We start from the raw sequence: 25,150 nt of genomic DNA on the forward strand, positions 1-25,150 counted from the left end.
CTCATTTCACTCCTATATCCGTGATGTGAAATCCTCCCGCTGCACCTTGGCAGTCAGGAGGACAAAAAGACAGTTTAACGCGCGCTTCCACTCCGTCATTGATCAAGTGAAACAATTTCCTCCGCCTCAGCCACCAGTCGATCGCCTACGGTAGCCCGACCACTTCCGAGAATATAACCACGCCGACGCTTGACCACTTCAAAATAGAGGTCAATTCGGTCCCCAGGCTTCGCGAAGCTATGGAAACGAACGCCATTGAGGTTGGTCAGATATGAAATACCCCTTTTGTCAATCGCAGCGAATGCCGCTAATTGTGCAAGCGACTCCACGATCAGCATAGGAGGCATGTATGGATTAGCCTCTGTAATAAACCACTCACTCCGAGTAACAAGCTTGTACCCCTTCGCCCATTGCGACGTTTCGTACCCGGTCACGCCATCGAGCAGAAGAAATGGGTACCTGTGCGGAAGCACATCCTCAATACGGATTAGCTCTTCGCTCACAGGCTTATACCCCCTCCCACTTACGAACGGCAAGACAGACGTTGTGCCCTCCAAAGCCAAAAGAGTTACTAATCGCCGCACGGACTTCACGTTCCTGATATACATGCGGTACAAAATTCAGTTCAGGGGCTTCGGGATTGTCGCAATTGAGTGTCGGTGGTACTTTGCTGTGGATCATACTCTGTACCGTTGCAATTAATTCGACTGCCCCTGCACCGCCCATTAAATGGCCTGTCATGGATTTAATAGACGATATCGCCAAACGGGGAGCATGCTCTCCAAATACTTTTTGAATAGCGTTAATCTCCATTCGGTCATTAAACGGCGTACTCGTACCGTGGGCATTGACATAGTCAATCTCCTGCGGTGTCAAGCCGCCATCTTGCAGTGCTATATTAATCGCTTCTGCCGGGCCGGAGCCTGAGGGATCTGGAGCCGTGATATGATATGCATCTGTTGTGCATCCGTAACCCGCCACTTCAGCCAAAATGGTGGCCCCCCGGTTCAAGGCATGTTCCAACTCCTCCAACACTAGAACCCCTGCTCCTCCACCGATGACAAAGCCATCGCGATCCGTATCAAACGGGCGACTGGCCTTCTGTGGCTCTTCATTACGTCTGGAGAGAGCGTGAATATTCGCAAAAGATGCCAAATCAAGCTGACTAAAGTTGGCCTCTGCTCCTCCAGCTACTACGACATCAGCCGTGCCATACTGGATCGTACGTAATGCTTCGCCGATGGCATTGCTTCCTGTAGCACAAGCTGTAACTACGGCAAACGAGGGTCCCTTTGCTCCAATAGCAATAGAGATTTCGCCAGGCGCAGAATTAATCATCATTGAGGAAACAAAATAAGGCGAAACCCTTTTAGGACCCAGCTCTGTTAGTTTCCGGTAGTTCTCCTCTATGACATCAAGACCGCCTGCCCCAGAACCGACGATAACACCCACACGACCTGCATTCCGTTCATCAATGACTAACTTCGATTGCTCGACTGCCTGGCGGGCAGCTGCCAAGGCAAATTGAGTGAACTGCGCAACCTTTTGCGCTTCCTTTTTGCTCATATACTCCAACGGGTCAAAGCCCGTAACCTGCGCACCAATTTTTGTTGGTATATTTGCTGTATCGAAAACAGTGACAGGTCCGATTCCACTTTTTCCTTCCAGCAATGAATTCCAGAAATCTGTAAGATGAAGCCCGACCGGCGTTACGACTCCCTGTCCTGTCACTACAACACGTCTTCTCACCATACCCACGTCCTTCGCTGAAATTAATTCTTGGAAGCCTGTTGCTCGTAGAGAGGAAAGTCGCCATATACATGACTAATTTTCTCATGCACATCTGCAAGATCAGCAAATACCTCGACGACCACAAGCTTGTTCTCCTTGTACTTTTGCCAAGCAAGCTGAAGCTGTTCCCGAGCCTCCCCCTTGCTCCGGATCGCCAGACTTTCGACAAACTCATACTGGGGAATTTGGATTCCTGTTTTGACCGCCTCCGAAACAAATGGGAAGTCCTGTCCTGAGATATGCTTATAATTCATCTGATTTTGCAGCCAACCGTAGCCGCCATTATTAAGTACAAGATAAATTACTGGTATTTGATACTGTACCGCCGTCATAAAATCTGAACAAAATAGATTGAATGCACCGTCACCTACAAGCGCTACTACCGGGCGTTCTGTCGCCACACTTGCCCCCAGAGCAGCGGCCGCACCGAAGCCGAGACTCGTTTGATCACTGGGAACAATCGAAAGTGAGCCTGAGGCAAAACGGAAATATGGATAAAAGTAAGACCACATATCCTGCAATCCGTTCTCTTGTAAAAGCACCAGGTCTTCAGGGAACTCTGCCTGAATCATGTCCAACAGCTCTGGAACGTGGATGCCGGGGGCCCTTTTCAGCTCTTCCAGATAATTAGCCCTCTGAGAAAAAGCCTTCTGTTTGCATCTCCCGATCGTTTCAAGCCATGCCTCATCAGGCTCTTGCCCGCGTCGTTCAAGCCATTGCTCCACTGCCGCATATCCGTCACCAAGCAACTTAATGCCCCTGAATTCGTGAGCGAAATCCTCCAGCTCTACATTGACTTGAATCAAAGGCGTATCCTGCAGCAAAATATCCCACTCGAATGTAGCCGTTTCTTCCAATCGGCTGCCCAGGGTAATAACTACATCAGATTCATTCCAGATTTGCCTCAGACTCAGATCGGTATAAAGCCCGGCAACACCACAGAAAAGTGCATGATCTTCATTAATTACGCTTCTTCCCGAGGCAGTCGCGAACAAGGCTGCTCCATGTTGGCTGGCGAACCGCTCAATGACATCACCTGTTCCTGACTTCATTCCGCCTCCCACTAGAATAAGTGGCTTGCGGGCTGTCTCAATAATGCTCCATGCCGCATCCAACTCCCGAAGTGATGGAGAGCACGACAGCTTTTCTGGCGGGGCAAACTGAAGCTCTGTGGGCACAGGCTGGTCCATCAGGTTTTCGGGTAGTTCGATATAGACAGGTCCCGGTGCTCCATTGATAGTCAAAAAGGCAGCCCGCTCCATTGCCCATACAAGCCGATCCACATGCTCGACACGGTAAGCCCATTTTACGAGTGGCTTCACGAGTGAGATTTGATCGGCTTCTTGAAAGGATCGGGTACCCAGCTTGTCTCCTCCGGTGCCAAGCGCCAAAAGCAGTAGCGGGGCACCCAGGTTCTTGGCTTCCAGCAGCCCCGTAAGTGTATTGCTAAGCGCAGGGCCTTTCCCCACAACACACACGGACATCTGGTTAGTTGTGAGCGCATAGCCTGCGGACATAAATACAGCATTACGCTGATCTTTGCAGAGAATAAAATCCATACCGGATGAGGGGAGTGACGCTACGATATTGAGATCGTCACTTGGTAATCCAAAGAGGTGCTGAACCCCAGCCGACTGTAAGTAGCCAATGATGGCATCCCAGGGGGATATACTTGCGGTCATACCAAACTCCTCTTTTCTGACAAATATTCTGCGACAATTTCCGAGATCAAGATCGGCTTAGAAACGAGCTTATAATCATAAAAAATATAGTTCGACATCGTGCCATAGCCACCAAAAGGCTTATTGCCTTGATCCACATCCTCAAGTGTTTGATTAATGGTCAATGTGTGCTTCTTTCGTAGAACATCAGTCAGATGCTCCGACCCGTATAAGCTGCAACCCATTGCCCGTTCGCTGAAATAACTGGAGGAAATGCGTTTGATCAATTGCTCGTCGTCTTGGTAGCTAACTACATTGAACACTGGTGAAAAATACTCAATAATCTCCAAGTTCTGATCCAATTCGCTATATACAACCGTTGGCTCCATCTTTTTCGTACGGAAATCAATGCCGCCGCCATAAATAATAAACTTATCGTTTGTATTAAAATATTCAGAAACCGAATATAGCGTGTCTTTATAGAATATAGGGGAGTAGTTCGCATTCGGGTCATTGTTGGCTCCAAATACGAGTTCGTCAAGCCGTTGAATCAGCAAGTTTTTGAATGGCTCACTCACCTCTTGATGTACCAGGATGATGTCAGGTCCCAGGCAGTCCTGTCCAGAGTTGAACAATCTCATGCGGATCACATCAGTAACCGCCAGCTCCAGATCGGCATCTGGCCCAATGATGAAAGGATTGATCCCTTGCCCATAAAAAATGTAGAGCTGATCTTTGCGGATCTGCTTTTTGATCTTCTCCGCATTGGTGTAGCTTCCGGTAAACACCACAATATCAGCCGGCATCACGGAGTTTTCCATGAACACCTTCTGGCTAACTTTACGAATATAGATGGGTAATTCATGTACAGCCTGAAGCTTTTCATGCAGCATATTGACGTACTCGTTTACGTGAGAAGAAGGGCGAAAGTCTATATTTTCAACGTACAGGGATGGAATCAAGAGGTATAATGCATAGGAGTACAAAATGACGTTGGAGGGCATGAATACAGCCATAGATCGTTGCCAGCTTGGCTGATGGGTCTGCACTTCTTGCAATGCACCTTGAAGTGTGAGGATCGTGGAGTCAATTTCTGCATTGGCGGCCCGATAGGATGAAAACTGCGTGAGAATATCCATCACTTCTTGCCGATTTTCAATCAAATAATTGAGGCATTTCAGAATAGATTCATGCCTTTTCAAAAACAGCGTGTTTTCTGCCAGTTCTGGATTTATACTCATGGCACATTCTCCCTTTCCTATATGCGATTTTGATAAATATCTTGTTATGCTTTGCGAGAAGCAGCTTTCTCTAGAGCAGTCCGCTCCATCTCCAGACGATCTACTTTTCCATTGCGATTTAAAGGAAAATGATCGAGTGGAAGCAAAAGATCGGGAAACATGTAAGAAGGGAGCACCCGATTCATCTCTTTGCGGAGCACAGGTAAGACCTGTGGGGATTCACTTTCGATGAATGCAACAAGCAAAGTCCCTTTTGCCTCATCCTCCAAAGTAATCACGCAGGATCGGTAACCTAGCGAACCAATTCGGTCTTCGATATAGACTGGAGAGACCATGTAGCCCATCCGATTGACCGTCTTACCGCTGCGACCAATAACATACAGCATTCCGTCATCCAGATAGCCTAGATCTCCCGTCTTGAACCAGCCATCCTGTAGAACAGATTGTGTCAGGTCTGGACGATTCAGATAACCTTCCATACATCCGGCACTTCGTATCCACACTTCGCCTACGATACCGTCTGCCTGCTGGTTGCCTGTAGAATCAAGTATTTTCAAATCCACACCGGGTAATGGTTTGCCACAACCCTTCGGACAATCCAGCGTCCCCAGCGTAACGTTGCCCAGTTCAGAAAGGCCATAACCATTCAGCAGGGGCTGTCCAAATATGTTGTTAAATTTCTCTTCGAGGTCTTGGGTAAGTGGAGAACCGCCTACGCACCACATGCGGACTGGAGATTGCTTGATCAATTCCAGCTGTTCGGGTTTTCGGCTTAGCATACGCAACAAGGTGTAAAAAGCAGAGGGGTTAGCGTCTACGACCGTCGCCCGGTCTTTCGTAATACTTGCAATGACGCTCCAGAGGTTTTTTGGATTGCAGATGATGAGAGAACATGAGGTTAACCACCAGGAGAAGATAAGTGAAACTCCATAAAAATGAGAGAAAGGCACCACGGGGAGCATATGGTCAGACGGTATGTAGTTCATAGCGTGTATAGAATGCCTGATATTCTCCATAAAAGCTGAACCAGCTTTCACGATTCCCTTGGGTTTTCCCGTCGTACCTGAAGAATACAGAATGAGCGCATCAGATCTCTCGCACCACTTGTTAAAGTCGAGGGCTTCGGACTTTGGCTCTCCCACCCAATACGGGTGTACTGCTTTTTCTTGAATGAGATCTTGAATCAGAATAACGAGAGCATGAGGAAGTTCTAAATCGGAATCCGTCAGGATGCAACAGGCACCCGCTTCATCATAGATTTGGGCCACCTCATCAATTACAGTCTGCTCGTCCACCACAGTTACCGAGACTGCGAGATGACACAGGGAGAACAGAGATACAACAAACCAATAGGAATTGGCCGCTTTTAGAATCACTCTACCGTCTTCAGGAATTCCTCTGAGAGTCAACATCCGTGAGAAGATCGCCACGTCCCGTTCCAGGCGCTCCCTGCTCATAATTCCTTCAGGTGAGATAATACGGCAATCCGTATGCGTAATAAGCACAACGTTCCCTCCTTACATCCCCGTAATATGGTATCCAGCATCTACATGGATCACTTCACCCGTAATGCCTCTTGATAAATGGGAAAATAGGAATAACGCCGTATCTCCGACTTCGGACGTATCGACCGTCTTGCGTAGGGGCGTAGTTTCTTCAATATGCTTTAGCATTGTGTTAAAATCTTTAATGCCATAGGCGGCCAAAGTACGTATAGGACCAGCCGAAATTGCATTTACACGAATGCCATAAGTACCCAGATCATTCGACAGATAGCGCATGCTGGCTTCTAGTGAAGCCTTTGCTACACCCATAATGTTGTAATTCTTGATGGCTCGTTCTGCACCGATATACGTCATGGTGACGATACTCCCACCCTCAGTCATCAGCGGATATACGCGACGGGATACGGCAGCCAGAGAATAGGCACTGATTTCTTGAGCAATTGCGAATCCCTCGCGAGAAGTGTCGACGAACAAGCCCTCCAAATCCTCAGCCTTAGCAAACGCAACACTGTGGAAATATCCGTGTAAGACGCCTACCTTCTCCTCAAGAAAATCCGTCAGCGCGTCCAATTCTTCATCGCTCTGTACATTGCAAGGACAGACAATGGAACCCGGAATGGTTTCAGCGAGCTTTAGCACCCGTTCTGCAACCCTCTCATTTTCGTAAGTAAAAATGAGATTTGCTCCTTCCGCAGCTAAAGATTGGGCTGTCCCCCAGGCAATACTCCTGTTATTAGCTACACCCATAATCAAAATGTTTTTTCCACTCAGTAGTACTGCCACAGAAACCACCTTTCTTTTTTACATTTTTAAACATAATAACAACTTAATTGCGTTTGTCTACATATATAGACATATATAATCTTTCCTGGAATATTATCTCGTCAGTTGCCAAACTTATATAGGCGCCGTTTTAGGCAGATGCCAAGAATATTTTAAAAATTGTGAATGCTGTTTTTATTGGTCTGTGTCCAAATCGAAAGGAGTCCATGCGTGTGAAAAAAGTAGAGAGGCAACAATAAGGTGACTGTCAAAGCGAGTTTAATATAAAAATATCATACTCTTATAAATATTTCCATTCCGGCGATAGACTTATCCCATTATCGAAAGTAACCACTTCATTTTCACCAGCAATGACTCTCCCGATTTGAACATTCTGAGTGACCAGCCTGATTCGGTTCAAGCTTGAGGCTCTATTCTTCTTGGCTAAGCCTTATGTTTATGTTTTTTAGGAGCTACCGTATAGCTAAAGGAGACAACAAAGTCGATTGCCAGAACGATCGCCCATGTTTGCATAATGCCCTCCAATGCCGCCGTACGCTGCGGATCACCTACATATACAATGATGGCGAGCAACAAAGCGTTGCCTATAGCCCAGCCCAAGAGGTGAAGCAGCCAACCTATCCGTTCCTCTTTTGCATGCGCAGTACCATACTTGCGTTCAGGCTTAGGTCCTTTACCAAACCAATGAGAGAACCGTACATCCGCCCACTTAATTAACCTATGACCAAACGCTACGGTAATACCAAAATAACAGGCTGCCAGGCCAGTAGCAGTCGTAATCTCCATGCCACTTCTCACCGTGATGAACACCGCAATCAGTAACAGGATATCAATAATTGGGGTAAAGAGTAAAAGAAGGCCCCCTAATTTCTTCAACCCAAACATATACCTTGCGACTAACCCTGCAACAACAAAAACCCAAAACAAAACCTCAGCACTAATAATAAATAAATACATAATGGACGATTCCTTTCAAATTTGAAATTGGTATTCCCCTAAGTCCCCCCCTTCATGCCCACTATCATACAATATTATACATAATATTCCTAGTATTTTGTCTATAATTACATAAAAGGAAACAAATAGCCGTTTTTTTACAAAAGAATTTTGGTTATTTAGTCCATTTCCTCTTATTCTCAAATTGGGCATTTTTCATAATATGCTGCAAATAAAGGATTATGATATGTGCAATAAAAAAAGATGCACCCCTGTCATCAGCACGGGTGCATCTTTTATATAGATAAGCTATCCAATTACAATATGTCCTTCAGGACGACGGTACAACGTCTTGGTCGAACGTGGGCGAATGGCATAGGCGATCGTAAGAGGACCGATTCGACCAATAAACATGGTCACACATATAATCAGCTTGCCTGCGTCAGACAATCCTGGCGTCACTCCTACAGACAACCCTACCGTTCCGATTGCAGAAGCCGCCTCAAAGGCAAGAGAGAGAAATGGAGCATCCTCTGTCATTAAGAGCAGTATAACCACAATTGAGAATATAAATAGCGCCATTACAATGATGGTCAACGCCCGCATCATGATATCTTGAGGAACCCTATGACGGAAAAACACAATCTCCTTCTGTCCTCGCATGACGGCGATTAACGCACCTACCATAAGCAGAAACGTAGTTGTTTTAATTCCTCCTCCAGTAGAGCCTGGGGAAGCACCAATAATCATCAGCAGCATAATAAAAAATTGACTGGCCTGCCTTAACCCGCTGATGTCGACTGTGCTTGTACCCGATGATCTCGTGGAGACGGATTGAAAGACAGCGGCATATACTTTGCCTTCCCAGTTCAGTCCACCCAAGGTTCGTGCATTGGTAAACTCAAAAATAAATATAACCAGCGCACCAATGACAATGAGCGCTCCCGACACGCTTAGCACCATTTTAGAGTGTAAAGTCAGTCTCCGGGCACGACGAAAGTCGAACAAATCGCTTAGTACGAGGAAACCCAATCCTCCCGAAATTACAAGCACAGATGCAATCATATTGAAAACAAAATCCCCTGCGTATTGCTGGAAGCTGGTTCCGAACAGATCGAATCCCCCGTTATTAAAGAGGGATACGGAATGAAAAATCCCATAATATATCGCCTGTCCGACCGGCATCTCTCGCATCCACCGCAAAGCTAAGACGACAGCCGCAATCGCTTCAATGGTAAAAGAAAAGATCAGCACCTTACGAATAATGCGCACGATCCCTTCCATGCTATCGGCGTTAATCGCCTCCTTAAGCAGTAGCCGATCCTTCAACGAAAGTCGTCGTCCCAATAACAGCGCAAACAAGGTCGCTAAGGTCATAAAGCCCAACCCGCCTAGCTGCATCAGCACCAAAATGACGGTTTCTCCAAATACCGTATAGGTCGAATCGACGTCAACAACGACCAATCCTGTGACACAAGCAGCAGAGACGGACGTAAAAAGCGAATCAATCCAATGCGGAGCATGTCCACCATGATTGGCAATAGGAAGCATCAGCAGTAAAGTACCCAATGCAATAATCAATACATATCCGATGACCAATATAAAAGGAGGCGATGCGAACCGACTAAGCTTGACGCTGCGTTTCATCAGAACTATTCCTCTCCATCCGTTCTTATGAAAAAGAGGAACAAGACACGGGAACCCCGGCTGATCCTCTATATTCATAATGTTATGTTATTCTACGGTACGGTTACGCATATGCGGGAAAAGCAGCACATCGCGAATGGAAGGTGCATCTGTCAGCAACATCACCAAACGATCGATGCCGATGCCCAGCCCGCCTGTTGGCGGCATACCGTATTCCAAGGCGCGGATAAAGTCATCATCCATTTGATGAGCCTCATCATTACCATGCTCACGTTCTAGCAATTGTGCTTCAAAACGTTGACGCTGGTCAATTGGATCATTCAGCTCAGTGAACGCATTCGCATGCTCGCGAGCGACCACAAACAGCTCGAAGCGATCCGTAAAACGCGGGTCCTGTTCGTTTTTCTTAGCCAATGGTGAGATTTCAACTGGATGTCCTGTAATAAAGGTTGGCTGAATGAGCGTTTCCTCTACAAAATGCTCAAAGAATGCATTCAGGATATGACCAAATGTCATGTGCGGTTCAACCGGAACCTTATGCTCTTTCGCAAGGCGATGAGCTTCTTCATTACTCATTTGCGCACTAAAGTCCACACCTGTTACTTCTTTAACAGCATCGACCATGGAAACTCTGCGCCATTGCGGCGTCAGATCCACTTCCTGACCTTGATACTGAATGTGCTGTGTGCCCAGTACTTCCTGCGCAATATGTGCAATCAAGTTTTCCGTCAATTGCATGATATCTTTATAATCAGCATACGCCTCATACAGCTCAATCAACGTAAACTCAGGGTTATGACGGGTCGAAACACCTTCATTACGGTATACACGCCCGATCTCATATACTTTCTCCATTCCGCCAACAATTAGTCGTTTCAAATGAAGTTCAATAGCAATACGCATATAAAGCTGCGTGTCCAATGCATTATGGTGCGTAACAAATGGCTTTGCTGCCGCCCCGCCAGCAATGGCATGCAATGTTGGAGTTTCAACTTCCAAATAGCCGAGCGAATCGAGATAACGACGCATGGATTGAATAATACGGGACCGTGTAATGAACGTTTTTTGTACTTCAGGGTTCATAACCAGATCGACATAACGCTGACGGTAGCGCAATTCAACATCCTTCAGACCGTGGTATTTCTCCGGTAATGGGTACAAGGATTTGGACAAAACCTCAATATCCAGCACTTTGATCGTCGTTTCGCCTGTCTTGGTTTTAAAGAGCACGCCCTTAACACCAACAATATCCCCGAGATCCAAAATACCAAATGCTTTATAATTTGCTTCAGGTACAGTGTCTTGACGAACATAAATTTGGATCCGTCCGCTAAGATCCTGTATATGAGCAAAGCTGGCTTTCCCCATAACTCGTTTAGCCATAATGCGGCCTGCTATGCTAACTTCAATATTCTTTTCTTCCAATTCTTCTTTGGTCAAGCTGTCATACTTGCTCAGTAGTACGCCCGCTTCAGCCGTGCGTATGTATTTGCGTCCAAAAGGATCAATGCCCAATGAGCGAAGCTCGTCCAATTTGGCACGACGAATTTGCAATAATTCACTTAATTCCTCGCGATTTTCTTGTAATTCCTGGTTAGTAGTTTCATCCGACATGGTGCTAAATCAGCTCCTTCAATATGAATAGACGGGCCGGGGTCCGTCTCGGGTGTAGAGAAAAAAAGCTTCCACAAGGAAGCTTTTACATTAAATTCCAAAGTCCGTGTTTTTATTTCTTGATATCCACGATTTTATATTGAATAACTCCTGCTGGAACGGTTACATCTACAACAGTTCCTTTTTTCTTACCGAGAATGGCCTTGCCAACCGGGCTTTCATTGGAGATCTTGTTCTGGAGCGGGTCGGATTCGGCAGAACCTACGATAGCATACTCTGTAATATCCCCGAATTCCAAGTCTTCAACGGTTACAGTTGCCCCTACTCCCACAACATCGGTGTCAATTTCATCACTATTGATAATACGGGCATTGCGTAGCATCTTTTCCAGCGTAATTACACGGCCTTCAATAAAGGCCTGCTCATTCTTCGCATCCTCGTATTCGGAGTTTTCACTAATATCTCCGTATCCGATGGCTACTTTAATCCGTTCAGCCACTTCGCGGCGTTTGACAGACTTTAAGTTTTCAAGCTCATCTTCGAGCTTTCTAAGGCCTTCCTGTGTCAGAATGACTTCTTTATCGCTCATCTCAACCGATTCTCCTGTCATGGGAAAAGTTTAAAAGTGCATCGGAATGCACGCTTTCAAAACATAATATGCCACTCTGAGGGAATGAGAACATTTCCTGCTGTTGTCTTGAGAGCTGCATACAATTTGTAGTATACATCAAGATTTTATACTGAACGATTATAGGGCAAGCAATTGGAAAAGTCAATCGCGTGCGCAGGCCGGAACAGCTTCCTTATTGCGCAACAGTAGCAAGAGAAGCAGCGTTTGTAGAAGGCCCTTCGTTTTCCACCATGTGCAATTGAGATACAAATTGATCCAAAATACGTACCATATCGTCGCGCTTTGTTTCTTCCATAATTAAATCCTTAATACGTGCAGAATCTTTAAGGCCCTTGAGGTACCAAGCCAGATGCTTGCGCATTTCACGAACAGCTACTGCTTCGCCCTTCAGCGCCACCAGTCGATCCATATGCAGAATGGCAATACGGATTTTTTCCTCCGGTGATGGATCAGGCAACAGCTTACCCGTCTGCAAATACTCAATCGTACGGTACAGCATCCATGGATTCCCCAGCGCGCCGCGTCCAATCATAACGCCATCACAATGGGTCAAATCCAACATCCGCCGAGCATCTTCCGGTGTTACAACATCACCATTTCCAATGACAGGAATGGATACTGCTTCTTTAACTTCTTTTATAATATCCCAATTCGCATGCCCCGTATACAGTTGCTCCCGTGTACGGCCATGTACGCTGACGGCCTGACCTCCGGCACGTTCAACAGCGCGAGCGTTCTCTACAGCGTAAATATGCTCGCTATCCCAACCGATACGCATTTTCACGGTAACTGGCTTGCTCACCGATTCTACTACTGCCGATACCATCTCATAAATCTTATTTGGATCAAGCAACCACCGAGCACCTGCATCACATTTGGTCACTTTGGGAACCGGGCAGCCCATATTAATGTCAATAATATCTGCATTCGTTTCCTGGTCTACGACCTTCGCCGCTTTCACCAAAGATTCACGATCGCCTCCGAAAATTTGCAAGCTAAGCGGCTTCTCGCGCTCATCTACAAACAGCATCTCACGTGTACGCTTGTTGCCGTGAATGATGGCTTTATCACTAACCATCTCTGCACATACCAAGCCTGTACCAAATTCCTTGGCGATCAAGCGAAAAGCAGGATTGCACACGCCTGCCATGGGTGCCAAGACGACTTGGTTTTTCATTTCAATATCGCCGATTTTCAACATATCTGTTCACCCCTTTATTCCTTCTTTTATATCGTATACTTATCGTCAATCCGTCAATTCCCGGACTTCAATTTCTAGCGTTTGGGCGATGATGTTCAGCATATCTGCTTCTACTGTACGATTACCTCGCTCCACAGCACCTAATACAGTCAAAGATATGCCGGTTCGGTTTGCCAACTCCTGCTGGGTGAACCCTTTTAGCTTCCGAAAGGCGCGGAGTCGTTGCGCCAGCTGCAAGTTTTCCAAAGCTGTATGCCGTCCTTTCCATCCACAGAATTCAATGCTGTATGCACGATACTGTACAGACCGGACGAGTCTTGGCTCGGAACAATGTCAGCCAGAGGAACCAGCACAAAAGCACGCTCCAGCATACGAGGATGAGGAAGTTCCAAATCTGGCGTAGCCAGTTGTGTCGCTTCCATCCACAACAAGTCCAGATCAATGGTTCGTGGACCGTTAGGAATATGCCTTACCCTCCCCAGACGACTCTCCACCTCTAGCATATAAAACAAAAGCTCCTCTGGAGCAAGTGTTGTAGAGACGGCTACTGTCATATTCAAAAAAGAAGGCTGATCCAGATATCCAACAGGCTCTGTTTCGTACAAACTGGAGCAGCGCACCACTCGTATCGCAGGATGTTCGTCCAGTGCGGTAATGGCTTCATACAGGGTATGCTCACGCTCCCCCAAATTAGCCCCTAAAGCAATATAAGCCTCTGATGCCTCAGAGGTCGAATGTGCATTCATGTATCGTTCCTACTTTCTTGCGCGATAAAGCTCAACCGTCACACCCTGAAAATGAATATCAAACGGCGGATGTGGCTTCGTCACTTTGACAGTCAGTGCATTGACACTAGTATAAGTGTCCAGTAGGGAAGATGCAATACGTTCGCCCAAAGCTTCAATCAATTGGTAAGATTCCTTTTCTACGATATCTTTCACGGTGTAATGCACCTCAGCATAATTAACCGTTTTGTCCAAAGCATCCTGCTCCCCTGCTTCACGCAGATCAAGCTCCAGTTCCAAATCAATATAGTAACGCTGTCCCAGCTTACGCTCCTCTGGAAAAACACCGTGATATCCGTAATACTCCATGCGATGCAATTTCATTTTATCCATTGTAGGTAAGTCCCCTTTTTTTTGATTTTATCTATATAAGCTCCACTTAAAAATTCAATATCGTGCCACTGCGCAGTCAGATGGTTTTTTCCTTCATCCTACATAAACTTCTCCCTAAAAATACAGTGACTTTATGCTGGTGGTAGCGGAGCGAATCATTTGAATTCGAAGAAGCGTAGCGCTCGCCTCCAAAGCTTTTCAAGGAAAAGCTACATCGTAAGCATATACTTAACGAGATTCTTACAGATATATAATTTATCAATTCAAAGAATCCCGTTGCAACAGCGATCGTAGAATCAAAGGATTCGTGAAGCGGGCTTCACCCACCATAACTCAGTGGATTTTTAGCCCCGTACACCATCGCATCACACATACGTACGGTGCGCTTGATCTGTGCCACATCGTGCACACGTACAATTTGGCACCCTTGAGCAATGCCAAAGGCCACGGTAGCCGCAGTTCCCTCCACCACATCATCCACAGGCAAATCCAGTGCTGTACGGATAAATCTTTTGCGCGATGTAGCCAATAACAGCGGAAACCCCAGCTGACTCAATGTATCGAGAGAAGTCATAGCATGGATATTTTCATCGTAATCCTTGGCAAAACCGATGCCTGGGTCTAAAATAATCTGCTCCTTACGAACCCCTGCATCCAGCGCCAATTGGATACTTTCTTTTAAATCGGACAGCATATCAGAAACCAAATCGCTATAGTTACGGTCGTGACGATTATGCATCAAAATGACCGGACAATCGAATTCCGCAGCTACACGTGCCATATCGGGATCTGCCTTAAAGCCCCACACATCATTAATGATGTGTGCGCCTGCTTCAAGCGCCTGCCTGGCTACTTCTGCTTTGTAAGTATCCACAGATAATGGGATGTGCGGTGCAATACGATGGATCGCCTGGACGACCGGAATGACCCGAGCCAGTTCCTCTTCCACACCTACTGGTTCATGGCCCGGACGAGTAGACTCCCCGCCAATGTCAATGATATTCGCTCCATCTTCCACTAGTTTCAATGCATGTAAAACAGCTATCTCTGGATTATAATGTAATCCTCCATCAGAAAAAGAATCCGGGGTCACATTGAGGATGCCCATAATCTGGGTGGAGTGTCCGAGTGTAAGCTTGGCATCCCCCATTTGGTAGCTACGTTGATAAAGAGTTGGTATATTCACTTCATCCCTGCTTTCTGCCTATAATCGTGCAACAGCAAAGCTGTTATGGACTCGGTCTGCGCCAAAGGAACCGATAAATGGCTTGCCACTTCTACCGGCTCCAACAATAAATCCACAGGTCGTATTTCTTGTATAGAGTTGGTCATAAAAATTTCATCAGCCTGTTTCAGCTCGTACCAGTGGTATAGCCCTTGCTCCCATGGAATGCCCCGCAAGTCCGCCAACTCCAAAATGAACTCACGTGTAATGCCTGGCAGAATTCCTGTAGACAAGTCAGGGGTATACAGCGTATTATTCCGCACAAAAAACAGATTGCTAACTATTCCCTCTGCTAGAAAACCGTTGGCTGTAAGCATTATTCCTTCAGCCTTATAACGAACAGCCTCAGCATATTGCTGAAGTTCCCGCTTCGCAAGAACATTATTCATATAATGGAGCGATTTTAATCGAACCTCACCCTCCGGAGTGTTTCTGGGGGTTCGCAGCAACTGAAGCGCCGATGATTGCCCGGGTTGTGTATTTATAGAGGGCAACGGCTTGGCGAACAAAATATGGTTGGGCCGCGTGTAGTCACCAGATGGCAAGCCCAGAGCCTCTTCACCTGCGGATACAGTGTAGCGGATATAGGCTTCATTCAATCCATTTGCCGCCATCAGATGCTGGATGTGTTTTGTAAGCTGCTCTTCATCCGGTTGAAAAGGAATGCCAAGCATTCGACAGCCTTCCTTCAGTCGATGCAGATGCCGATCCAGCAAAAATGGAACACCCTTATAAGTTCGGAATGTTTCAAACAAGCCCATACCGTATAAAAAGCCGTGATCACTTACGTGAATCACGGCTTTTGCGGCTTCCGTGAGGACGCCATTGACTCCAATATATCTCATAAATCAGACGCCTACCTTGCGTTTTAGGAAATTGCGCAACAGTTGATGCCCGTAGTCCGTAATAATGGATTCGGGATGGAACTGAACTCCTTCTACGGCAAACTCTTTATGCCGCAAACCCATAATTTCACCCTCTGCGGTTTCAGCGGTAATCTCTAGACATTCAGGCAGGCTCTCGCGCTCTACTAGCAATGAATGATACCGGGTGGCTGTAAACGGAGAAGGCAGGCCTTCGAATACTGAGGTATTGTGATGGAGAATCGGTGATGTTTTGCCATGCATGAGCCGATCAGCGCGGATAACCTTACCGCCAAAAGCCTGTCCGATGGCCTGGTGACCGAGACACACGCCAAAAATCGGAATCCGGCCCTTGAAATGGCTGATTACATCCAGCGATATTCCCGCTTCATTCGGTGTGCATGGACCTGGCGAGATCAAAATGTGCTCTGGTGCCAGCTCTTCTATGCCTTTCACATCAATCTCATCATTCCGTTTTACGGTTACTTCTTCGCCAAGTTCACCCAGATATTGAACAAGATTGTACGTAAATGAATCATAATTATCAATCACCAAAATCATTTGACTCACCCTCCTGTGATACCGCTCCTGTTCAAAGCGGCTTCTTCTTCCCCACATTGTACCGCCTTCATGACAGCTCTGGCCTTGTTCCGACACTCCCGATATTCCCTGTACGGGTCTGAATCAATGACGATACCCGCACCTGTCTGTAAATAGGCGGTATTGCCCTGAACAGCTAGTGTTCTTATTATAATATTTAATTCCATATTACCATTATAGTCAATCCATCCAAGGGACCCCGTATAAGGACCCCGACGGACGGGCTCCAATTCTTCAATAATTTCCATCGTGCGCACCTTAGGAGCTCCGGTAATGGTTCCGCCCGGGAAGGTAGCAGCAATTACGTCTATAGCTGTACGACCCGAGGCTAACTTCCCCTCAACCTGAGAAACCAAATGCATAACGTGCGAATAGTATTCGACAGTCAGCAATTCAGGAACATGCACCGATCCGTATTCAGCAATTCGTCCGATATCGTTACGCTCCAGATCAACGAGCATAATATGCTCGGCGCGTTCTTTTTCACTTGATAGAAGCTCTGCAGCCATAGCGGCGTCTTCATCAGGTGTTAGCCCCCTTCTTCTCGTACCTGCAATAGGTCGAGCGCTCACACGTCCATCCTCCAGCTTCACCAGCAATTCCGGTGAGCCACTGACGATCCGTAAATCTGGCATACGCAGCATCCCCATATAAGGGGATGGATTCAGCAGACGAAGCCATTCATATATATTCTCAGGAAGGGCTGCAAGCGTACGTTGCTGGCGAATCGACAAGTTAACCTGAAATACATCTCCTTGGGCAATATATTCCTGCACACGTTTCACGGCATGTTCAAAATCTTGTTGACTGAATGCCATTTTCCAGCCTTCAGATTCTTGATGAGCAGCCTCTAATCCTTTTTCGGACAGCCGAGCATAACGACGAGGATTAGCTGGATCAGTCTCTCCCGCATGTATGATGTCCTTCCACTGAGTCAGCATGCGTTCTGCACGTTGGACCGCTTCCGCATAAAGCTTGCCAAGTATGGATGTGGTCTCATCCACCATAAGCTCATTCGCCAAATCAGTCTGGCCACTGAATTCACCGGAGCGGGCAGGATTGGGGATATGAACAGCACAATATAGGCATGATGTTTCGTGATCATAAATCCATAGCTCATTCACCCGCATCCACACATAATCAGGTATATCCGTGTCGTCTGCAGCTTGAGTTGGCAAACGCTCCAGCGAGCGAGCTACATCGTAGCCCAGATAACCCGCAAATCCCCCAGAGAAAAAAGGCATGCCAGGCACACGCGGCGCACGGTAAGAAGCGATCCAATCGTTCATGACTGTCAAAGGTTGTCCATGTATATCACCATGCTCCCCGCTTTGCAAATCAGTCCAAACTGCTTGTTCTCCCTTGCCTTCCAATATAGCAACCGGATTCAAGGCCAGATAGGTATACCTTCCACCTTTAGCGCTCTCCAGCAAGAAGGCATATGGCGACGAATCCTCCCAAGCCCTCCGCCACGATGAAGGTAAACCACCTACGGGCAAAGGGTACTCAGCAATATAGGGAAGTACACTCCAGCCTTCCTCCTGCCAGGTTTGCCACTGCGCCTCCGTCACTCTAGCTGTCCATTTCATCTGTGTGTGCTACCCCTTCCCTTACTATGCCAAAAGTCTGCATTTTCTCCCTACAAAGAAACCCTCATCCCCCCCGGTTACAGGGAAATGAGGGTTTCCTTACGTATAGTATACACAATTACGACATAATTACAGCTACGACATAATTACAGCTCGAAATTGTATAGTGGTGTACTCAGGTAACGTTCGCCATTACTTGGAATAATGACAACAATCCGCTTACCCTTGCCCAATTGCTTAGCAAGCTTCAAGGCCGCATGAACAGCCGCACCAGAAGAAATACCGGACAAAATGCCCTCTTCCTTGGCCACTCTACGCGCTACCTCGAAAGCTTCATCGTTTTCTACATGAAAAATTTCATCATAGATATCACGATTTAGAATTTCAGGAATAAAGTTTGCACCCAGCCCTTGAATTTTGTGAGGTCCTGGCTTGCCGCCTGCTAGCAATGGGGAAGAAGCGGGCTCTACAGCCACGATTTTAATATCAGGGAATTCTTTTTTAAGCACTTCTCCAGCACCGGAAATGGTTCCACCAGTCCCTATACCTGCTATAAAAGCATCCAGCGTGCCGCCAATGGAGCGAATCGCTTCTACGATCTCAGGACCCGTCGTTTCACGGTGAATTTTGATATTGGCTTTGTTCTTGAACTGCTCGGCAGCGAAATAATCCGGGTTTTCGCTCAATAGCTCTTCCATTTTTTTAACAGATCCGTTCATACCCTCTGAGCCAGGTGTTAACACAAGCTCGGCTCCATAAGCACGCAACAAATTACGACGCTCTATACTCATCGTTTCTGGCATAACAATTACTGCTTTATATCCCTTCGCAGCAGCAACCATAGCCAGGCCGATTCCTGTGTTACCGCTAGTTGCTTCAATAATGGTACCGCCCGGCTTAAGCAAACCTTCACGCTCAGCTTCTTCCACCATACTAATCGCAATACGGTCTTTTACACTGGAGCCCGGGTTCTGATATTCGAGTTTCAAATAAATTTCGGCGCTATCTTCCGGTACGATCCGGTTGAGGCGAACGAGGGGAGTCTCCCCGATAAGGTCGGTGATGTTATTAACAACTTTAGCCATGATAATTCCTCCCTGACTGTAGATGATATATTAAAAATTGCGAAAACATATTGTAGATGATTCTAGGTAAATCTATCTTAGTTTTATGCCGTTCATTTAATTTCCGATAAAAATAGTTGGTTTTATACGCTAATCATAACAATCTTCAATTCCAATGTCAATACAAGTAAATAAGCCAATAGGCTGTTCTCCCGCGTTATCGGCACCGTATCTTCATCAAAAGCAAGATCCTTTCACTATGCTAAAGAGAAGCAGAGGGTGCCTCTTTCCCAGATAAAATACGAGCTCCATATTTATCACGCAGACTCTTTTCGACCTCATCCAAAGGAGCAGCTTGTGCAAGCGCAAGAGAGCGGCGGATTTGCTGACGAATTTGCTGCTTATCGGGAGAATTCTTTAGTCTGACATCCTGTACATAAATGACCGCATAGCCATCATTAACAGAGATGGGACCTGCAACATCCCCGGAGCTTAGTTCTCTCGCCGCCTTCATGACTGCCTCTGGTTGAAATGGATCATATTCATCCAACCATCCCAACTGTCCGCTGTGATCCTCGCCAAGAGGGTTACCTGAGACTGAATGCTCCCGAAGCAGCATGTCGAAGCTTTCTCCTTGCTTGACCCGATCGAGCAACGTCTCTGCTTCCTCTGCTTTAGCCACATAAATAGCTGCAAGTTTGATCTGCTTACCAACGGCAAACTCTTCGGGGTGCTGTTCCCAATACTCGTCAATCTCCGTTTCCTCAACCTGAATACCTTGGGTGGCTATTTTCTCCAAGCCAATCCGGTACTCCGCTTCATTCCGCAAGTCAACCGGATTTAAGCCAAACTGTCGCTGCATTTCCTCAAAGTAGGCATGTTCTGAGTCGTACCCTTTACTATCCTGCTCCAGCACTTGCTGTAAATCCTCTTGGGTGATCTTAATACCGAGACGCTTGGCTTCAGCCTGCACGGCTTTACGATTCAACATTTGCAACAGCGTATTAGTTCCATATCGCTTTTTCAGTTCCGCTACCCACTGTTCCTCCGATATGCCTTCCTGACCCATCTCCGCCACAGTATGATCGCCGTCATCCTTGCTTACATCACCCGGCTTTAACAGCCCCCGAAGCATGATAAGACCACCCAAGGCGGCGACGCTAACGGTCAGAATAATGACAGCTGTCCATAATCCCTTTTCCCGTGTAGTCATCGCTTGCACCGCCTATCCGGTTAGGCCTTGGCTTGATCTAACAGATTTTGCAATTCATCCTTATTAAACTGATAAGCCTCATTACAAAAGTGACACACGACCTCAGCCTGTCCTTCTTCCTCAATTAATTGCTTTAATTCACTTTCTCCCAGACTGATCAATGTTTTTTCCACGCGCTCGCGTGAGCACTCACATTGAAAATGGATATCCATTTCATCCAGAACTCGAACGTCCGGCAGCATCCAACGCAGCATTTCATCAAGCTCCAGCCCTTGATCCAGCAGAGCGGTAACGGGTGGAATTGAGCCAACTGCATTTTCGATAGCAGTAATCTCATCATCATTCAGACCTGGAAGCAACTGAATAATAAATCCGCCGGCCACAATAACGGAGTTATCCGTATCTACCAGCACACCCAAACCCACCGCTGACGGAGTCTGTTCGGATTTGGCAAAATAATAGGTAAAGTCCTCACCGAGCTCACCGGAAATAATCGGGATACTACCGCGGTACGGTTCTTTTAACCCCAAATCCTTGATAATATGAATGAATCCCTCTGTACCTACGGCACCCGCTACATCCAGTTTGCCCATACTATTGCTCGGCAAATGCACGTGTGGTTCAGTAACATAACCCCTCACTTCTCCTACAGCATTGGCATCAACGACAATTTGCCCAATCGGTCCATCGCCTTTGACTTGAATGGTCAATCGTTCTTTGCCTTTTAGCATAGAACCCATAATTGCACCCGCTGTGAGGGTTCGTCCCAAAGCAGCGGTTGCCGTAGGATAAGTATCATGTCTTCTCCGCAACTCCTCTACCAATTGAGTTGTCCGAACTGCAAAAGCTCTGACCCTTCCATCCATGGCTGTGCCGCGAATAAGTCGATCCTGTTTATTTTCCATATTGATATCCTCCCCTATTATCCAAGGCAGCCATGCTGCTTATTTTCGTTAGTATTCCCTCATCCTTGAAGCATCATTTCCTACTATATAAACAACCTGCATCTACAGATCACGCGAATTGTTCAAAAACGTAACATATTTCAGTATAGACGAAAAACGCCGCTAATCCAAACCGATAAGATCGTCGGCTTGACTCAGCGGCAACTTATATCTACTTTTTATTCGGCGTTACGTTGGTAAATGATGCGTAATCCTTCGAGCGTCAACATCGGCAACACTTTCTGAATGCTCTCTGTCTCTGATGCGATTAGCTCCGCAAGACCTCCGGTTGCAATAACCGTGGGTTCCGCCTGCATTTCTTCCTTAATACGCCTCACAATGCCATCCACTTGTCCAGCATAACCGAAAATAATCCCGGCTTGCATGGCGTGGACTGTATTCCGACCAATAACCTTTTTGGGTTTCTCCAACTCAATACGAGGGAGCTTGGAAGCCCGTTGATACAGTGCCTCCGTCGAAATGCCAATACCGGGCACAATGACTCCACCCAGGTAGTTTCCCTTATCATCAATACAATCAAACGTGGTTGCTGTTCCAAAATCCACCACAACGAGAGGTCCGCCGAATCGTTCTACAGCCGCAACAGCGTTCACGATCCGATCCGCGCCTACTTCACGCGGATTCTCGTAACGCAGATTAAGACCGGTCTTGATTCCCGGTCCGACGATTAACGGCGTTTTGCCTATATATTTATCGCACATTTCCTCTAATACACGGACCAATGGCGGAACGACAGAGGAAATAATAACTCCCTGAATGTCATCCTTTAATACGCCGCCCATACTAAAAAGATTATGTATGAGTACGCCGTATTCATCTGCGGTTGCCTGTCTGGAGGTGCTGATCCGGTAGTGATGCAACAGCTCGCGCCCTTCATAGATCCCCAGAACAATATTGGTATTACCTACATCCACTACAAGAATCAATGGGTGTCACCTATCTTTCTTAGCGTTAAGGTCAAGGCTGATATCCAGATTATGAAAAGAGTATGTCAGCCTGCCTACAGAAATCACATCTACGCCGCTCTCAGCCATCTCACGCACTGTATCCAGCGATACATTGCCTGAGGCTTCTGTCTTGACGTGTGGGGCCTGTTCACGAATGAAGCGAACGGCTTCCTTCATATCTGGGACGGACATGTTATCCAGCATAATAATATCCGCCCCAGCCTCCAGGGCTTCCCTGACTTGTGTCATGTTTTCCGTCTCTACTTCAATCGTCATTGTATGCGGTATGTGCGCGCGCGCTCGGCTCACCGCCTGTGCAATCCCACCCGCGCCCTTAATATGATTATCCTTAATCATAACAGCATCGTATAGACCAAAGCGATGATTCGAGCCGCCACCTACACGCACAGCATACTTCTCCAACAGTCGATGCCCTGGTGTTGTTTTACGTGTGTCCACCAAGCGCGTGGAAAGTCCGTGCAATTGATCTATAAAAGTTCGCGTCCGCGTTGCAATACCGGACATCCGCTGGAGTAAATTTAACGCCAATCGCTCCCCGGTCAAAATCGCATGAGTACTTCCACTCACTTCTGCCAAAACGCTCCCCTTTTCAATCCACTGACCATCGGTCACCAACGGAGTGAACGACAAGGAAGGGTCCACTACTCGAAATACAATTTCAGCCACAGGTAAACCCGCAATCACGCCGCTCTCCTTGGCATGAATGACAGCCTTGGATTGGTGGCCCGGCTCAATCGTCCAACGTGTGGTCACATCGCCAGAACCTGTATCTTCTCGCAGCCAGCTGCGAATTTGTGCCGTCAGTTCCTCCTGATATCCACTAAACTCTCCATAAAGCTCGCTGTTAGATGTCATGAACGCTCTCCTCCGTTATGCCTTGCTCACGTCGCTGCTGAACATGCTTTCGCCACTTGCAATCATCTGTCTCAGGGAAGTCCTCACGATAGTGTGCCCCCCGACTCTCCTCACGCAGCAACGCACCATCTGCTACTAATAAAGCACAGGTGAGCAAATTGGCGAATTCGATCTCTTCCCGACTGGTGATCACAGCCTGAAAAGCAGTCACTAGCCCGCGCAGCTCTTCTAATGCTGCTTGCAGCCCTTCACTATGCCGACGAACTCCAGCATAATGAACCATCGTTTCTTGCAGCTTATACCGCTGTTCCGCGACGGATGAAGCCTGAAACTCTGCACGGTTATCATTGTAAGATATCAAAGTATGGCCAACCAGCGGTGGCAATGAATGCAGCCGCTCGATAATCCTGCTGGCGAACACAATAGCTTCAGATAACGAATTGCTCGCCAGACGATTAGCGCCGTGAACACCTGTGGAAGAGGTCTCACCACAGGCGAACAAACGCCTAATGGAGCTTTCCCCGTATAGATTAGTCTGGACACCACCCATCATATAATGGGCAGCAGGAGCAATGGGAATCCAGCCTGTCGTCATATCCAAACCATATGACAGACATGTCTGATAAATCGTTGGAAAGCGTTGCTTTACCCGCTCGGGCGGCTCGTGTGTAATATCCAGGTATACAAACGTAGCCTGGGTGCGTTCCATCTCATGGATGATCGCACGAGCTACGATATCTCTGGGCGCAAGCTCCTGCCGGGAATCATACTTGTCCATGAAGCGTTCTCCATGAATGTTGCGTAACACGGCACCTTCTCCCCGCACGGCTTCAGAAATTAGAAACCTTGGAGCGCCCGGATGGCACAAGGCCGTAGGATGAAACTGTACGAACTCCATATCCCGTACAACCGCCCCAGCACGATATGCCATAGCAATACCGTCCCCAGTTGCGATATCCGGGTTAGTTGTATAACGGTATAATTGCCCGCTACCTCCTGAACACAAAATGGTTGCATTGGCAGTGATATACGACCTTTCTCCATCTGGCATTTGGACGAGGGCCCCAATACACTCACCATGCTCAGTCAGCAGGTCAATGACCATACACTCTTCCCACACCTCGATACCGGGATGGGCAGCAACCTGCTGTGATAAGGCACGCACGATTTCATAACCGGTGGCATCTCCATTTGCATGCAAAATGCGACGATGACTATGCGCCCCTTCTCGGGTCAGCGCTAGTTCACCATCCACACGGTCAAAGGCTGTCCCCAATCGTATTAACTCTTTAATGCCGTCTGGGCCTTCATGAACAAGCGTTCTGACCGCCTCGGGTTCACACAGACCTGCACCAGCAATCAGAGTATCTTGCATGTGATAAGCTGGTGTATCCTCGTCCGATGTGACAGCAGCAATGCCGCCTTGAGCATAACGTGTGTTGCTTTCCATTAAAGTTTTCTTGGTAATCAGCAACACTTTCCGATTCTCCGCAGCCTTAATCGCCGTATATAAGCCCGCAATGCCGGAGCCGATAATCAAGACGTCGGCTTCGTATTGGGTCAATTCCGCTACATCAAAATCAACTAGATATCTTGGAATCATGCCTTCACCTGATTTCACAGAAGAATAGCGCACACCATAGATTGTACAGTATGCGCTCACGGAATATGTTCAAAATG

The 25,150-nt window shown here is 47.1% G+C and carries 24 protein-coding genes; all 24 read right to left on the bottom strand.

All coding sequences use genetic code 11. The annotated features are described in order from the left end of the window. Window positions 1–95: 95 nt before the first annotated feature. Window positions 96–503 (bottom strand): 3-hydroxyacyl-ACP dehydratase FabZ family protein, encoded by a 408-nt coding sequence (locus KSP24_RS22485; RefSeq protein ID WP_013368718.1) that lies wholly within the window; start codon window positions 501–503, stop codon window positions 96–98. Between the two features lie 4 nt (window positions 504–507). Next, window positions 508–1,752: a beta-ketoacyl-ACP synthase II gene (gene fabF / locus KSP24_RS22490; RefSeq protein ID WP_013368717.1), complete on the bottom strand. Its 1,245-nt coding sequence runs from the start codon at window positions 1,750–1,752 to the stop codon at window positions 508–510. 20 nt (window positions 1,753–1,772) lie between these two features. Continuing rightward, entirely contained in the window at window positions 1,773–3,473 is a 1,701-nt protein-coding gene (locus KSP24_RS22495; protein ID WP_064962611.1) for a thiamine pyrophosphate-binding protein, read from the bottom strand. Next, complete coding sequence (locus tag KSP24_RS22500; protein ID WP_013368715.1) at window positions 3,470–4,693, bottom strand: aldehyde dehydrogenase family protein; 1,224 nt, start codon at window positions 4,691–4,693, stop codon at window positions 3,470–3,472. The genes KSP24_RS22495 and KSP24_RS22500 overlap by 4 nt, the downstream gene beginning before the upstream one ends. A gap of 44 nt (window positions 4,694–4,737) precedes the next feature. Beyond that, entirely contained in the window at window positions 4,738–6,198 is a 1,461-nt protein-coding gene (locus KSP24_RS22505; RefSeq protein ID WP_058831387.1) for a class I adenylate-forming enzyme family protein, read from the bottom strand. A 12-nt stretch (window positions 6,199–6,210) separates the two neighbouring features. Next, entirely contained in the window at window positions 6,211–6,981 is a 771-nt protein-coding gene (gene fabI, locus KSP24_RS22510) for an enoyl-ACP reductase FabI (RefSeq protein WP_216976810.1), read from the bottom strand. A 423-nt stretch (window positions 6,982–7,404) separates the two neighbouring features. Then, window positions 7,405–7,938, bottom strand: a complete 534-nt coding sequence (locus KSP24_RS22515) for a hypothetical protein (RefSeq protein WP_216976811.1) — start codon at window positions 7,936–7,938, stop codon at window positions 7,405–7,407. Window positions 7,939–8,226: 288 nt separating this feature from the next. Further along, window positions 8,227–9,564: a TrkH family potassium uptake protein gene (locus KSP24_RS22520; RefSeq protein WP_040102440.1), complete on the bottom strand. Its 1,338-nt coding sequence runs from the start codon at window positions 9,562–9,564 to the stop codon at window positions 8,227–8,229. An 87-nt stretch (window positions 9,565–9,651) separates the two neighbouring features. Next, window positions 9,652–11,178, bottom strand: a complete 1,527-nt coding sequence (gene lysS / locus KSP24_RS22525; RefSeq protein WP_013368709.1) for a lysine--tRNA ligase — start codon at window positions 11,176–11,178, stop codon at window positions 9,652–9,654. Between the two features lie 112 nt (window positions 11,179–11,290). After that, the gene (greA, locus tag KSP24_RS22530; protein WP_013308160.1) at window positions 11,291–11,767 is read right to left on the bottom strand and encodes a transcription elongation factor GreA; all 477 of its coding nucleotides are present in this window, start codon (window positions 11,765–11,767) and stop codon (window positions 11,291–11,293) included. A gap of 214 nt (window positions 11,768–11,981) precedes the next feature. Next, entirely contained in the window at window positions 11,982–13,010 is a 1,029-nt protein-coding gene (dusB, locus tag KSP24_RS22535) for a tRNA dihydrouridine synthase DusB (protein ID WP_013368708.1), read from the bottom strand. 45 nt (window positions 13,011–13,055) lie between these two features. Further along, a complete protein-coding gene (locus KSP24_RS22540; RefSeq protein ID WP_013368707.1) occupies window positions 13,056–13,256 on the bottom strand; it encodes a helix-turn-helix domain-containing protein in 201 nt (66 codons plus the stop codon). Then, window positions 13,208–13,756, bottom strand: coding sequence for a 2-amino-4-hydroxy-6-hydroxymethyldihydropteridine diphosphokinase (gene folK, locus KSP24_RS22545; RefSeq protein ID WP_013368706.1), 549 nt, complete (start codon window positions 13,754–13,756; stop codon window positions 13,208–13,210). The genes KSP24_RS22540 and folK overlap by 49 nt, the downstream gene beginning before the upstream one ends. 9 nt (window positions 13,757–13,765) lie before the next feature. Next, window positions 13,766–14,128: a dihydroneopterin aldolase gene (gene folB / locus KSP24_RS22550; protein WP_013368705.1), complete on the bottom strand. Its 363-nt coding sequence runs from the start codon at window positions 14,126–14,128 to the stop codon at window positions 13,766–13,768. Window positions 14,129–14,447: 319 nt separating this feature from the next. Next, entirely contained in the window at window positions 14,448–15,314 is an 867-nt protein-coding gene (gene folP, locus KSP24_RS22555; protein ID WP_129548507.1) for a dihydropteroate synthase, read from the bottom strand. Next, window positions 15,311–16,198, bottom strand: coding sequence for an aminotransferase class IV (locus tag KSP24_RS22560; protein ID WP_216976813.1), 888 nt, complete (start codon window positions 16,196–16,198; stop codon window positions 15,311–15,313). Before KSP24_RS22560 ends, folP begins: the two co-directional genes overlap by 4 nt. 3 nt (window positions 16,199–16,201) lie before the next feature. Continuing rightward, complete coding sequence (gene pabA / locus KSP24_RS22565; protein ID WP_013368702.1) at window positions 16,202–16,777, bottom strand: aminodeoxychorismate/anthranilate synthase component II; 576 nt, start codon at window positions 16,775–16,777, stop codon at window positions 16,202–16,204. Window positions 16,778–16,782: 5 nt separating this feature from the next. After that, entirely contained in the window at window positions 16,783–18,405 is a 1,623-nt protein-coding gene (locus KSP24_RS22570; RefSeq protein WP_216976814.1) for an anthranilate synthase component I family protein, read from the bottom strand. A gap of 146 nt (window positions 18,406–18,551) precedes the next feature. After that, window positions 18,552–19,490: a cysteine synthase A gene (gene cysK, locus KSP24_RS22575; protein ID WP_016818901.1), complete on the bottom strand. Its 939-nt coding sequence runs from the start codon at window positions 19,488–19,490 to the stop codon at window positions 18,552–18,554. 241 nt (window positions 19,491–19,731) lie between these two features. Continuing rightward, window positions 19,732–20,682, bottom strand: coding sequence for a peptidyl-prolyl cis-trans isomerase (locus KSP24_RS22580; RefSeq protein WP_013368699.1), 951 nt, complete (start codon window positions 20,680–20,682; stop codon window positions 19,732–19,734). 20 nt (window positions 20,683–20,702) lie between these two features. Further along, window positions 20,703–21,587 (bottom strand): Hsp33 family molecular chaperone HslO, encoded by an 885-nt coding sequence (gene hslO / locus KSP24_RS22585; RefSeq protein ID WP_025674491.1) that lies wholly within the window; start codon window positions 21,585–21,587, stop codon window positions 20,703–20,705. A 218-nt stretch (window positions 21,588–21,805) separates the two neighbouring features. Then, window positions 21,806–22,573 (bottom strand): type III pantothenate kinase, encoded by a 768-nt coding sequence (locus KSP24_RS22590; protein ID WP_076294550.1) that lies wholly within the window; start codon window positions 22,571–22,573, stop codon window positions 21,806–21,808. A 6-nt stretch (window positions 22,574–22,579) separates the two neighbouring features. Further along, complete coding sequence (nadC, locus tag KSP24_RS22595) at window positions 22,580–23,470, bottom strand: carboxylating nicotinate-nucleotide diphosphorylase (protein WP_013368696.1); 891 nt, start codon at window positions 23,468–23,470, stop codon at window positions 22,580–22,582. Then, window positions 23,460–25,073 (bottom strand): L-aspartate oxidase, encoded by a 1,614-nt coding sequence (nadB, locus tag KSP24_RS22600; protein WP_216976816.1) that lies wholly within the window; start codon window positions 25,071–25,073, stop codon window positions 23,460–23,462. The genes nadC and nadB overlap by 11 nt, the downstream gene beginning before the upstream one ends. Window positions 25,074–25,150: the final 77 nt, after the last annotated feature.

Origin of the sequence: Paenibacillus sp. AK121 (assembly GCF_019042715.1) — a bacterium.
Classification (GTDB): domain Bacteria; phylum Bacillota; class Bacilli; order Paenibacillales; family Paenibacillaceae; genus Paenibacillus; species Paenibacillus polymyxa_C.

Excerpts from the sequence above, each read along its gene's own strand:
- KSP24_RS22560 (WP_216976813.1), bottom strand. The coding sequence starts at position 16,198 with ATGAGATATATTGGAGTCAATGGCGTCCTCACGGAAGCCGCAAAAGCC.
- folK (WP_013368706.1), bottom strand. The coding sequence starts at position 13,756 with ATGAATGCACATTCGACCTCTGAGGCATCAGAGGCTTATATTGCTTTA.
- KSP24_RS22495 (WP_064962611.1), bottom strand. The coding sequence starts at position 3,473 with ATGACCGCAAGTATATCCCCCTGGGATGCCATCATTGGCTACTTACAG.
- KSP24_RS22580 (WP_013368699.1), bottom strand. The coding sequence starts at position 20,682 with ATGACTACACGGGAAAAGGGATTATGGACAGCTGTCATTATTCTGACC.
- lysS (WP_013368709.1), bottom strand. The coding sequence starts at position 11,178 with ATGTCGGATGAAACTACTAACCAGGAATTACAAGAAAATCGCGAGGAA.
- cysK (WP_016818901.1), bottom strand. The coding sequence starts at position 19,490 with ATGGCTAAAGTTGTTAATAACATCACCGACCTTATCGGGGAGACTCCC.
- KSP24_RS22515 (WP_216976811.1), bottom strand. The coding sequence starts at position 7,938 with ATGTATTTATTTATTATTAGTGCTGAGGTTTTGTTTTGGGTTTTTGTT.
- dusB (WP_013368708.1), bottom strand. The coding sequence starts at position 13,010 with ATGTTGAAAATCGGCGATATTGAAATGAAAAACCAAGTCGTCTTGGCA.
- nadC (WP_013368696.1), bottom strand. The coding sequence starts at position 23,470 with ATGACATCTAACAGCGAGCTTTATGGAGAGTTTAGTGGATATCAGGAG.
- pabA (WP_013368702.1), bottom strand. The coding sequence starts at position 16,777 with ATGATTTTGGTGATTGATAATTATGATTCATTTACGTACAATCTTGTT.
- fabF (WP_013368717.1), bottom strand. The coding sequence starts at position 1,752 with ATGGTGAGAAGACGTGTTGTAGTGACAGGACAGGGAGTCGTAACGCCG.
- KSP24_RS22500 (WP_013368715.1), bottom strand. The coding sequence starts at position 4,693 with ATGAGTATAAATCCAGAACTGGCAGAAAACACGCTGTTTTTGAAAAGG.
- KSP24_RS22570 (WP_216976814.1), bottom strand. The coding sequence starts at position 18,405 with ATGAAATGGACAGCTAGAGTGACGGAGGCGCAGTGGCAAACCTGGCAG.
- nadB (WP_216976816.1), bottom strand. The coding sequence starts at position 25,073 with ATGATTCCAAGATATCTAGTTGATTTTGATGTAGCGGAATTGACCCAA.
- KSP24_RS22520 (WP_040102440.1), bottom strand. The coding sequence starts at position 9,564 with ATGAAACGCAGCGTCAAGCTTAGTCGGTTCGCATCGCCTCCTTTTATA.
- hslO (WP_025674491.1), bottom strand. The coding sequence starts at position 21,587 with ATGGAAAATAAACAGGATCGACTTATTCGCGGCACAGCCATGGATGGA.
- greA (WP_013308160.1), bottom strand. The coding sequence starts at position 11,767 with ATGAGCGATAAAGAAGTCATTCTGACACAGGAAGGCCTTAGAAAGCTC.
- folB (WP_013368705.1), bottom strand. The coding sequence starts at position 14,128 with ATGGATAAAATGAAATTGCATCGCATGGAGTATTACGGATATCACGGT.